Source organism: Synechococcus sp. UW86 (genome assembly GCF_900474085.1).
Taxonomy (GTDB): domain Bacteria; phylum Cyanobacteriota; class Cyanobacteriia; order PCC-6307; family Cyanobiaceae; genus Parasynechococcus.
Genome location: NZ_UCNU01000009.1, coordinates 144,357 through 155,083, shown reverse-complemented (window position 1 = coordinate 155,083; position 10,727 = coordinate 144,357). Strand labels below are relative to the sequence as shown.

11 protein-coding genes are annotated in these 10,727 nt (G+C 63.2%); 3 read left to right on the top strand and 8 right to left on the bottom strand.

Annotated features, from left to right (window positions below; translation table 11 throughout):
• Window positions 1-62 precede the first annotated feature (62 nt).
• From DXY04_RS03240 to gcvT, 5 genes are all read right to left on the bottom strand, one after another.
• Window positions 63-680 carry a 7-carboxy-7-deazaguanine synthase QueE gene (locus DXY04_RS03240; protein ID WP_115160962.1) on the bottom strand — a complete coding sequence of 206 codons (618 nt, stop codon included), beginning with the start codon at window positions 678-680 and terminating at the stop codon, window positions 63-65.
• A 9-nt stretch (window positions 681-689) separates the two neighbouring features.
• The gene (locus DXY04_RS03235; protein WP_115160961.1) at window positions 690-2,339 is read right to left on the bottom strand and encodes a CTP synthase; all 1,650 of its coding nucleotides are present in this window, start codon (window positions 2,337-2,339) and stop codon (window positions 690-692) included.
• Between the two features lie 64 nt (window positions 2,340-2,403).
• Window positions 2,404-3,537: an RpoD/SigA family RNA polymerase sigma factor gene (locus DXY04_RS03230; RefSeq protein WP_114988733.1), complete on the bottom strand. Its 1,134-nt coding sequence runs from the start codon at window positions 3,535-3,537 to the stop codon at window positions 2,404-2,406.
• Between the two features lie 102 nt (window positions 3,538-3,639).
• Window positions 3,640-5,469, bottom strand: a complete 1,830-nt coding sequence (gene aspS, locus DXY04_RS03225; RefSeq protein WP_115160960.1) for an aspartate--tRNA ligase — start codon at window positions 5,467-5,469, stop codon at window positions 3,640-3,642.
• A gap of 49 nt (window positions 5,470-5,518) precedes the next feature.
• Complete coding sequence (gene gcvT, locus DXY04_RS03220; protein ID WP_115160959.1) at window positions 5,519-6,622, bottom strand: glycine cleavage system aminomethyltransferase GcvT; 1,104 nt, start codon at window positions 6,620-6,622, stop codon at window positions 5,519-5,521.
• Between the two features lie 130 nt (window positions 6,623-6,752).
• Here gcvT and DXY04_RS03215 point away from each other — a divergent pair, with 130 nt between their 5' ends.
• On the top strand, window positions 6,753-6,965 hold the full coding sequence (locus DXY04_RS03215) for a hypothetical protein (RefSeq protein WP_115009811.1): 213 nt from the start codon (window positions 6,753-6,755) through the stop codon (window positions 6,963-6,965).
• A gap of 84 nt (window positions 6,966-7,049) precedes the next feature.
• Entirely contained in the window at window positions 7,050-7,445 is a 396-nt protein-coding gene (locus DXY04_RS03210; protein WP_115160958.1) for a cyclic nucleotide-binding domain-containing protein, read from the top strand.
• Here the strand turns inward: DXY04_RS03210 and speB are convergent.
• Both speB and speE read right to left on the bottom strand, forming a co-directional pair.
• Window positions 7,439-8,329 carry an agmatinase gene (gene speB / locus DXY04_RS03205; RefSeq protein WP_115160957.1) on the bottom strand — a complete coding sequence of 297 codons (891 nt, stop codon included), beginning with the start codon at window positions 8,327-8,329 and terminating at the stop codon, window positions 7,439-7,441. The two genes, DXY04_RS03210 and speB, sit on opposite strands and share 7 nt — an antisense overlap.
• A complete protein-coding gene (gene speE / locus DXY04_RS03200) occupies window positions 8,326-9,168 on the bottom strand; it encodes a polyamine aminopropyltransferase (RefSeq protein WP_115160956.1) in 843 nt (280 codons plus the stop codon). Before speE ends, speB begins: the two co-directional genes overlap by 4 nt.
• A gap of 269 nt (window positions 9,169-9,437) precedes the next feature.
• Between speE and arfB the strand changes: the two genes are divergently transcribed.
• Complete coding sequence (gene arfB / locus DXY04_RS03195; RefSeq protein ID WP_115160955.1) at window positions 9,438-9,869, top strand: alternative ribosome rescue aminoacyl-tRNA hydrolase ArfB; 432 nt, start codon at window positions 9,438-9,440, stop codon at window positions 9,867-9,869.
• On the opposite strand, the gene mazG is transcribed toward arfB, so the two are convergent.
• Entirely contained in the window at window positions 9,866-10,699 is an 834-nt protein-coding gene (gene mazG / locus DXY04_RS03190) for a nucleoside triphosphate pyrophosphohydrolase (RefSeq protein WP_115160954.1), read from the bottom strand. The genes arfB and mazG overlap by 4 nt on opposite strands.
• Window positions 10,700-10,727 lie beyond the last annotated feature (28 nt).

Sequence of the window (10,727 nt, the reverse complement as noted above, 5' to 3'; positions counted from 1 at the left end):
AGGTGATCAAATTCTGTTCAACCTCAACGTAGTGGAGCAGACCCTGCCCTCAACGGCCTCCTTCAGCGGATTCCAAGCCATTTGTGGCTTTGCAGGCTGAGGCGCCATTGGGCGTGTTGACGCACATGCTCCACAGCCAGGGCTTCTCCGATGCTGCTCTCCCAGCCCGGCTGCAGCAGCCGCTCTGTGTCGTCTTCGCACTTGCACGCCATGGCTGCAGCGAAGCTGATGTCTTCCGGGCCATGCACCACAACCTTCAGCTCATGGCAGGCCTGCAAAAGCTCTTGCCGTGGGGGGCGGTGGCGTTTTGGCGAGAGGGTGATCCAATCGAAGCGTCCGCTGAGTGGATCCACCCCGCTGGTTTCCAGATGCAGGGGGAGACCGCATCGCGCATCGAGGGCCTGGGTGAGGGGCTGCAGATCGTGATGCAGCGGTTCTCCACCGGTGATCACAACGAAGCTGGCTCCGGCTTCAGCTGCCATCTGGGCGGCATCAGCCAAGGCATTGATGGGTTGCTCAGGGTGCCCTTGGGCCGGCCATGAGTGCTTGGTGTCGCACCACGGACAGCCCACGGTGCAGCCGGCGAGCCGAATGAAAAATGCACTGCGTCCGGCATGGTGGCCCTCTCCCTGCAGGGAATGGAATGTTTCCACCACCGGGAGACACCGAGAGTCAGCCATCGACGCGGTTCATGGGATCGCAATGTCCCCCTGTTGACGCAGGGCCTGAGCCGGTGAATCCGGAAGGCGTTGTTGGGCTGCTTCGATCAATCCCCGGAACAACGGATGGGGTTGTCCAGGCCGGGAGAGGAATTCGGGGTGGTACTGGCAGGCGGTGAAGAACGGATGCCCTTTCAGTTCGATCAACTCCACCAGGCGTCCGTCCGGGGACGTGCCGCTCACCACATATCCGGATTCCAGGAAAAGATTGCGATAGGAGTTGTTGAATTCGTAGCGGTGGCGGTGGCGTTCGTAGACCACCTCGTCCCCGTAAAGCCTCTGGGCGAGGGTTCCCGGCGCAATCCTGCAGGGGTAGACCCCTAGGCGCATCGTGCCGCCGAGGTCAACCACGTCCTGCTGTTCCGGCAGCAGGTGAATCACGGGATGGGGCGTGTGCTCGTTTAATTCAGCACTGGTGGCCTCGGTGAGGCCGGCCTGGTTGCGAGCCCACTCGATCACAGCGGTTTGCATCCCAAGACAGAGCCCAAGGAAGGGCACCCGTTGTTCCCGAGCCCAGCGAATCGCTGCAATCTTTCCATCCACCCCACGGTTGCCGAAGCCACCGGGCACGACGACAGCGTCCATTCCGCGCAGGAGTGCATCGGCGCCGTCCGCTTCAATCTGTTCGGCGCAGACCCAGTGCAGGTCGAGGGAGGCATCCTGGGCAATGCAGGCATGCTGCAGCGCTTCGACGACGGAGAGATAGGCGTCGTTCAGCTGCACGTACTTGCCCACCAGGGCAACCTTCACCGATGGGCCGGGATTGCGCAGCTTGTTGACCAGTTTTTCCCATGCCGCCATGTCGCTGTCATGGTCGGTCAGGTTCAGCACGTCCAGCACTTCACGGCACAGACCCTCCTGCTCAAGGATCAGCGGCACGGCATAGATGCTGTCGGCATCCAGAGATGGAATCACGGCGCGGGTGGGCACCCCGCAGAAGCCGCCGATTTTCCGCTTGAGATCGTCGCTGATGTCGCGATCACTGCGGCAGACGAGCACATCCGGCTGGATGCCGATCGAACGCAGTTCCTTGACCGAGTGTTGTGTGGGCTTGGTTTTGAGTTCGCCGGAGGTGCCGATGAAGGGCAGCAGGGTGACGTGGATGTAGGCCAGGTCGTTGCGACCCACGTCCTCCCGGAATTCACGGATGGCTTCGAGGAAGGGCAGTGATTCGATATCACCCACGGTGCCGCCGATTTCCGTGATCACCACATCGGCATTGCTGTTGGAGGCAACCCGGTGGATGCGCTCGCGGATCTCGCCGGTGATGTGGGGAATCACCTGAACGGTGCCGCCGTTGTAGTCGCCGCGGCGCTCCTTGTTGATCACCGATTGGTAGATCGAGCCGGTGGTCACGCTGTTCAGGCGTGACATCGCCGTGTCGGTGAAGCGTTCGTAATGGCCCAGGTCAAGATCGGTTTCGGCGCCGTCTTCCGTGACGAAGACCTCACCATGCTGGAACGGGCTCATCGTCCCGGGATCCACATTCAGGTAGGGATCCAGCTTGAGAATTGAAACGTTGTAGCCCCGCGACTTCAGCAACCGGCCGAGGCTCGCCGCCACGATTCCCTTGCCAATGCTGGACACCACACCACCGGTGATGAAGACGAATTTGGCCATGACCTGCCGGGCGACTCTTCAAATTAGCTGGCGTCGGTCATCGGCTCCAGGGGGAACCGGCGTTTTAGGAATCCAGGCCCTGGATGTAATCCCGGACTTTGCTGCGTCGTTGGGGTTGCCGCAGTTTGAGCAGGGCGCGGGTTTCGATCTGACGAACGCGCTCCCTTGAGAGTTTCAGTTCTTCCCCGATCTGGGCCAGGGTCTGGGGCGTGTCGTCCTCCAATCCGAAGCGCCGGCGCAGGACAGCGGCCTCCCGACTGGTGAGCTCATCCAGGAGATCCTCCAGATCGTTGTGGAGTTCGTCGTGGGTGAGGGTCTGCTCCGGGGTGGCATGGCCGTCCTCGATCAGATCTCCGAGCTGGGTGTCCTGTTCGCGGCCGACACGGGTGTCCAGAGACACTGAGCGGGGCACCCGGGCCAGGGTCTGGCGCACGGTGTCTTCACTGATGCCCAATTCGCGTGCCAGATCCGCGATCGAGGCAATGCGTCCTTCGTTGCTTGCAATCTCCTGCTGGACCCGTTTGATCCGGTTCAGTTTTTCGGTGACGTGAACGGGCAACCGGATCGTGCGGCTCTGGGTGGCGATGGCCCGGGTGATGCCCTGGCGGATCCACCAGTAGGCGTAGGTGCTGAAGCGGAAACCGCGGGTGGGATCAAACTTTTCCACGGCCCGTTCCAGCCCGAGCGTTCCCTCCTGGACCAGATCCAGGATTTCCATGCCCCGCTGCTGGTACTTCTTGGCCACCGCCACCACCAGGCGCAGGTTGGCCTGAATCATGTGGTCTTTGGCTCGCCGCCCGTTGCGGAGGGCCAGCTTCAGATCTTTGGCCTCCAGCTGGGCTTGCTCAGCCCAGGCCTGATAGCCCAGGTCAATCCGCTGCTGCAACTCGGGCAAGGGCAGTCCTGCCGCCCGGGCCCATTCCTGCTTGGTTGGCCAGTGGCTGTGCTGGTTGGCTTCCCGGCGTTGCAGTTCTTCGAGACGGTGCAGTTCACCGATGGCGGCATCGCTCTCAGCCAGCTCCCGTTGCTGGAGCAGCAGTGCTTCGCGGCGCTGCACCAGGCGGGCCAGGGTGACCTCCTCCTCATTGGTGAGCAGGTCGACCCGGCCGATGTCCTGGAGATAAAGCCGCAGCAGATCCGTTGTGCCGCTGCTGCGGCGCTCACGGGTCCCCCCAGTCCGTCGGGGCTTGCTGGGCAAAAGCTGGCCTTGTGAAGTCCAACTTCAGGGTTCCTCGCCGTTGGCCGCGGTGCGACAAATGCGCTGATTCCCTTCGGGATCTGCTCGGCCCAGTAGACGCCTTCAGTCTTCCTGGTCGGGCTCAACCCAAGTGCTGGCCACATGCAGTTCCTCCAGCTGCTTGTCGGCAACGCCCCCTGGGGCACTGGTCATCAGGCAGCGGGCCTGTTGGGTCTTGGGGAAGGCAATGGTGTCGCGGATCGACTCCTCGCCGGCCAGCAGCATCACCATCCGGTCCACGCCGAAGGCCAGGCCGCCGTGGGGCGGTGCGCCCACATCAAGAGCGTCCATCAGGAAGCCGAACTGCTCCTGGGCCTCCTCGAGAGGCAATCCAACCGTCTGCAACACCTGGCGCTGCAGGGCGGAGTCATGGATGCGCAGGGAGCCGCCGCCGAGCTCAAGGCCATTGAGTACAAGGTCGTAAGCCTGGGCCCGGGCTCCGGGCAGGGTTTCGGCCCACTTCGATGCATCGCTGCCGAGATCTTCCGCATTGGGCGCGCAGAAGGGGTGGTGCAGGGCCTCGTAACGGTTCTCGTCGCTGTTGAACTCGAACATCGGGAAGTCCACCACCCAGAGGAAGTTCCACTGGTCGTTGTCCCGGTCGGCCTTCACCATGCCCAGCTCCTTGGCCAGGTACTGGCGCACCCTGTCGAGGGCCTTGTTCGCCGTGGCGGTGTCGCCTGCACCGAACAGCAGCAGGGTGCCGGGTTCCGCGCCGGTGCGGCTGAGCAGCTCCTGCTTCTGCTCATCGCTGAGGTTGTCCTTGATGGCGCCGATTGTGTCGATCTCACCGCCGTCGCGCACCCGGATGAAGGCCAGGCCACCGGCACCAGCTTTCTGTGCCTCGCTGAACACATCACCACCCGGCTTGATCCGCACGTTGCTCACCGCATCGTTGCCGCCGGGCACCGCGATGCACTTCACAGCGCCGCCGGACTTCACGGCGCCACTGAACACCTTGAAGCCCATGTCCTTCACGATGTCGCTCACGTTGGTGAGCTCCATGCCGTAGCGGGTGTCGGGTCGGTCGGTGCCATAGCGCTCCATGGCTTCATGCCAGGTCATGCGTGGGAAGGGCCGCGGCAGTTCGATGCCCTTCACGGCCTTCCAGATGGCGCAGATCAGTGATTCGTTCAGCTCCAGGATCTGCTCCTGATCCATGAAGCTCATCTCGATGTCCAGCTGGGTGAATTCCGGCTGGCGGTCGGCCCGCAGGTCTTCGTCGCGGAAGCAGCGGGCCACCTGGTAGTACCGCTCGATGCCGCCCACCATCAGCAGCTGCTTGAACAACTGGGGGGACTGGGGCAGGGCGAACCATTCGCCGCCGCAGACCCGGCTGGGCAGCACGTAATCGCGGGCGCCTTCCGGCGTGGAGCGGGTCAGCACCGGGGTCTCCACCTCGATGAAACCGGCGTCTTCCAGGAAGCGACGGGCGGCCTGGATGGTCTGGGCCCGCAGCCGCAGGTTGTCGTTCATGCGCTTGCGGCGCAGATCCAGATAGCGGTGGCGCAGCCGCAGTTCTTCGCGAGTGTTCTCCTCGTCGTGCACCGACACGGGGAAGGGCAGGTTGCCTTTCACGCTGTTCAGCACGGTGATGCCGCTGGCGAGCACTTCCACGGCTCCCGTCGCCAGCTTGTCGTTCAGGGAGTCGCCGGGTCGGGCCCGGACTTTTCCTTCAACCTGCAGCACGGTTTCGCTGCGCAGATGCTCGGCGACGGCGAAGGCGTCGGCGCCCAGATCGGGGTCAACCGTGATCTGCACCGTGCCGCTGCGGTCCCGCAGGTCGATGAAAATCACCCCGCCGTGATCACGGCGTCGATCCACCCAGCCGCACAGTTGCACCTGCTGATCAATGTTCTGTTCGCGCAGGTCGCCGCAACCGTTGCTGCGCATGGGATGTCTCAACTGGAGAAGAGCGAGTTTCCCACAGCAGCGGTGAGCTTCAGGCGCGTTTGTAGAAGGGCTTGCGAACGACCGTTGCCGGCTGGGCCTTGCCGCGGATCTCAACGCTCAGTTCGGTGCCGAGCTTGGCGAGGGACGGCGGCAAGTAGGCCAGGGCGATCGCTTCTTCCAAGGTGGGTGACCAGGTGCCGCTGGTGACAATGCCCACCGTCTCTCCGTTGTGCATCACGGGGTAGTCGTGGCGGGCGATGGCACGACCCTGCAGCTTGAGCCCCACCAGGCGTTTGGCCGGGCCGGATTCCGCCGCCTGCTCCAGCGCCTGTCGGCCCACAAAATCCACGGGCATTTCCAGGTGCACGAGCCAACCCAACCCGGCCTCAAAGGGGTTGGTTTTGTCGTTCATGTCCTGGCCGTAAAGGTGCATGGCGGCCTCCAGCCGCAAGGTGTCCCGTGCCCCCAGGCCGCAGGGGGTGACACCGCGATCGAGCAAAAGCTGCCAGAGCTTCTGTCCGTCGTCGGCGTTGAGCAGCAGCTCGGCACCGTCTTCGCCGGTATAGCCCGTGCGAGCACTGAACACTGGTTGGCTCAGGCCCTCGAGGTTGAGCATCCGGTGGCCGAAGCGGGGCAAGCCGCTGAGGTCTTCGCCGCTCAGCTCCTGCAGCAAACCCATGGCCTCAGGGCCCTGCAGAGCGAGCAGCACTCCGTCCTTTTTGATGTCGGTCACCGTCAGGCCAGCGGGCTCCATCTGTTCACGGATCCAGGCGGTGTCGCTGTCGGCGCAGGCGGCATTGATCACCAGCACCAGCGCACCCCGTTCGGCATCAATGGCACCGCAGTCGTAAACGATGAGGTCGTCGCGAATGCCGCCGCGCTCGTTCAGCAGAACCGAGTAGCAGGCTTCGCCGGGACCGATGCGGTGCAGGTCGCTGGGGATCAGCTTTTGCAGCGCATCCTTGGGATTGGCACCTTCGAGGCGCAGCACTCCCATGTGGGAAATATCGAACATGCCGACCCGTTCGCGAACGGCCTTGTGCTCCTGGATCAGGCCGCTGAACTGAACCGGCATCTCCCAGCCTGCAAACGGCACCATGCGGCCCCCGGCGCTGCGGCAGGACTCGAACAGGGGAGTGCGCTGCAGGGACATGGGGGCGGCCGATGAGAAGCGCATTCTTATGGAGGGCTTCACGATCCGGAAGGGAACCCGGAAATTTGCCCCTGTCCATGGTCCGTTTCGCAGACCGTCACTAGCTTGAGCGCGTTTCCGGAGCGCTTGTTTGGCCGCCAGCTCCTGCTGTCGCAGTTGTCAGTACTGCACCCTGCCGGCAGGTGCGAAGGGGTGGTGCCGTCTGCGCCGGTTGGAGGTGCATGCCGAGATTGCAGATCTGATGGTCTGTCACCACTGGACCCCCCGTTCCCCCAAGCTTCCGGCTCTGCAGAGCAGCGGTGTTGGAGAGCGTCAGCTGGAGCTGGATCGCAGCTTGACGTGAGCCTGGATCCATCCACGTCTCCGCCATTGCTGATGGCCTCCACCGGATGAGCACGGGATACTGCAGCCAATCCCGGTTGTTGCCTTGTCCGCCTCAGCTCCGCTGACTCCTCTGGAACTGATCCAGGAACAGCCTGAGGTGGATCGCCTGACCCTTCCCACCGGCGCAACTGTTTTCAGTGCCGGTGAGCCTGTGCAGTTCATCCATGTGATTGAACGGGGATGGATGGAACTGAGCAGTGGTCCGTTGAACCGCATTCGCTTTGGTTCCGGTGAATTGTTTTTCTATGAGGATCTGGTGGATGGCGCCGAGTGTCACAGCCGTGATGCCACAGCGGTGACGCCTGTTTCGTTGTTCCGCCTGAGCCGCTCCAATTTTCTGGCGCTCATCCATCGGCACCCAACGCTGGTGCTGCAATTGCTCAGCAAGCAGCACAGCCGTTTGCGGCAGCAGCGGGCTGATGCCCGTCACTTCTATTGATTGCCACCCAGGAGCAGCAGCAGGCTGCGGGTCACCTTGGCGGCCAGCACGGAGCTGATGCCACTGGTGTCGAGTTGTGGGGCCAGTTCCACCACATCGGCCGCCACCAGGTGATGCTCTCGAAGCACCGCGATCAGGCTGGCGAAGTCAGACCAGTGGTAACCACCGGGTTCCGGTGTGCCGGTTCCAGGCAGAACGGCGGGGTCAAACCAGTCCAGATCGACGGTGAGATAGATGGGTTTCCCCTGCAAGGGAGCGAGGGCCTGTTGAAGGGCGTCGACGCTGGGCATCAGCCGGCCGCTCTCGTGCAGTTCGCTGAATTCCTCCCGGGTGCCACTGCGGATCGCGAGTTGAAACAGCGTCTGGCTGGGAAGAACCTCCAAACAGCGGCGCATGGCGCAGGCATGGCTGTGGCGGGCCCCCAGCCAGCTGTCCCTGAGGTCGGCATGGGCATCCAGCTGCACCAGCACTAGGTCGGGGTGGCGTTGTGCCACAGCCTCCACGGCACCTGAGCTGATCGAATGCTCCCCGCCCAGCATCAGGGGCCTGAGCCCCAGGCTGAGCACGGCTTCGGTTGCTTGCTTCACCTTGGTGAGAACGGGCTCAGGGTTGCCGAAGGGAATCTCAACGGCACCAAGATCCGCGAAGTCGAGATCCTCCAGATCCAGGTTGAGTTGCGGGCAATAGGTCTCCAGGCCAGCGCTCACCTCTCGGATGGCGGCGGGGCCGAAGCGGGTGCCAGGGCGAAAGGAGGTGGTGCCGTCATACGGCACACCAAACAGACCAACGCGGCAGTCGGCAGGGTTGCGACGGGATCCCATGAAAATGGTTCCGTCGCTGTCAAACAAACTGTCGAAAAGCCCACTCGGCGGTTGTGCGGTCATGGCTGCAGCTCCCGTTCGACGAAGGCCGGAATGGCGTCCATGGCACCTCGCTGCCAACGCGGAGACCAGATCTCGCAGCCTGCGGCGATGGCCTCGCTGCGCTCTGGGTCTGGAGTGCGGTAACGGGGTGTTGCCATCGCAGCGAAGGTCCAGCTCCACCAGCCGCTGGGGTACATCGGTACCCAGCCATAGAGCGGGTCGGCATGGTCAAACACCTCGCGTAACAGGCGCACCATGGCTATGTGGACATCGCGGAAGGCTTCCGGAGATTCGCTCTGCGTGCCGAACACGCCCCCGGGCTTCAGCATCCGTCGGCAGTTTTCAAAGAAGGCGCGGTTGAACAGGCCTTCGGCGGGTCCGGCGGGATCAGAGCCATCCACCAAGACAACGTCATAGCTCTGGTCCTCAGCCTCAGCGGCCCAGGCGATGCCATCGCCCACCGTGAGCTGGACCCGCGGATCAGACCAGGCGGATCCGCCGATGTCGGGAAGGTGTTCCCGGCTGAGTTCCACCACACGCCCGTCAATCTCCACCATGTCCAGCCGCTGGACGCCTGGGTGGCGCAGGCATTCCCGCGCGGTGCCGCCGTCCCCGCCTCCGATCACCAGAATCCGCTCGATCGAGCTGGCGCTGCATAGGGCTGGGTGCACCAAGGCCTCGTGGTAATGGCGTTCCTGCTGTTCCGCTGTCATCCAACAGCCATCCAGGAGTAGCCCCCGCCCGTAGCGCTCACTGCGAATCACGCTGATCCGCTGGAACGGACTGGTCTCCTCGACCAGCACCTCTCCCTTCAATCCATAGCGGACGCCGCGGTGTTCTTCGTCAATCCAGCTGCTCATGGGCTGCGGTGGGCATCTCTCCAGCTAAGGACCCGGTGGGGCTGTTCCCAAACACCAGATGTGGTGCTCTTGGGATTGACGAACGCAAGATGTGGAGGTTGAATGTGCTTGGTTGGGGAGCTGCTGTGGAAGAGGGCAGCTCCAAAGCCTTTTTCGTCAGATCAAGGCTTTTGTTTTATCGGTAGGGGTCAGGGTTGGTGCAGGTGCTCCCTCTTCGAAGCATCAACCTGGTGGGAGCATCTTGTTGTTCTTGAGCCAGGAGATGGCTGGTGCAAGACCTGGTGGTGAACGAGCGGTTGACCATTCCGTCCAGGGAGCTGCGCTGGCGGTTCAGCCGCTCATCCGGCCCCGGCGGGCAGGGGGTCAACACCACCGATTCCCGTGCGGAATTGCTTCTGGATCTAGCGAACTGTTCCTGTCTGGGTCCATTTCGCCGCGCCCGATTGCTGGAGCACTTCCAGACCCGTTTGGTGGAGGGCTGCCTACGGGTTGTGGTCGCAGAAGAACGCTCCCAATGGCAGAACCGACAGAAGGCTCTGCATCGCATGGGGGAGCTGCTGCGGGAGGGCTTGCAGCCAGCACCTCGTGCCCGAAAGGCCACCCGGCCGGGTCGTGGTGCCGTGAAGCGGCGCTTGGACACGAAGAAAAAGCGTGGTGACCTCAAGCGTCAACGGCGCAGTCGTCCCTCCCTGGACGACTAATCGGATCCAGAGGTGGGCGAGTGTTCTGCTCGGATCGCCGCTTTGGCCTGTTTCCAGAGGGCTTCCAATTCGTTGATGCTGCTGCCCTGCAGATCCCCTTCCAGGGCAGCTTCAACGCGGGAGAAGCGGTCGAGGAAGCGTTGATTCGTGCCGGCGAGACCCTCCTCGGGTTCGATGCTGCACCAACGGGCCACATTCACCAGGGTGAACAGCAGATCGCCCAGTTCCTCCTGGGCATGACCTTTGTCGCCGTTGGCCACCGCCTCCTTGAGTTCGTCCAGCTCCTCATGGACCTTCTCCCAGACGCCGGCCATGTCATCCCACTCGAAGCCGGCTTTGGCCGCTTTCTTGGAGATGGTCATGGCTCCCGCCAGGGCCGGCAGGCCCCGCACCTTGGTTCTGAGCCGGTCGCTGAGGGGGCTGGAGGAGCCCGCCAGGGCCTCGGCCTGCTCCTGGAGCTTGATGGCCTCCCAGCTGCGTCGCACCTCGTCACTGGTGCTGGCGACGGCATCCCCGAACACATGGGGGTGACGGCGGATCAGTTTGTCGCTGATGCCGTCGGCAATCGCATCCAAATCAAAGCGCTGCTGCTCCCGAGCGATCTGGGCATGCAGCACCACCTGCAGCAGCAGATCCCCCAGCTCTTCCTTCATCTCGGCATCGCTGCCCTGGCGGATCGCATCGGCCACTTCATGGGCCTCTTCCAGCACGTAGGGCACCAGCGAGGCATGGGTCTGCTCCAGATCCCAGGGACAGCCCGTTGTTGGATCCCTGAGTTGGGCCACAACATCGATCAGTCGCTGGATGGCGTCAGAAGGAGCGTTGGCCATGCAGGGGCAACAACTGGGGCAACGCCCA

Bases quoted from the DNA above. Each gene is read 5' to 3' on its own strand.
- DXY04_RS03240 (WP_115160962.1), bottom strand. From the start codon at position 680: ATGGCTGACTCTCGGTGTCTCCCGGTGGTGGAAACATTCCATTCCCTG.
- DXY04_RS03235 (WP_115160961.1), bottom strand. From the start codon at position 2,339: ATGGCCAAATTCGTCTTCATCACCGGTGGTGTGGTGTCCAGCATTGGC.
- aspS (WP_115160960.1), bottom strand. From the start codon at position 5,469: ATGCGCAGCAACGGTTGCGGCGACCTGCGCGAACAGAACATTGATCAG.
- gcvT (WP_115160959.1), bottom strand. From the start codon at position 6,622: ATGTCCCTGCAGCGCACTCCCCTGTTCGAGTCCTGCCGCAGCGCCGGG.
- speB (WP_115160957.1), bottom strand. From the start codon at position 8,329: ATGACCGCACAACCGCCGAGTGGGCTTTTCGACAGTTTGTTTGACAGC.
- speE (WP_115160956.1), bottom strand. From the start codon at position 9,168: ATGAGCAGCTGGATTGACGAAGAACACCGCGGCGTCCGCTATGGATTG.
- mazG (WP_115160954.1), bottom strand. From the start codon at position 10,699: ATGGCCAACGCTCCTTCTGACGCCATCCAGCGACTGATCGATGTTGTG.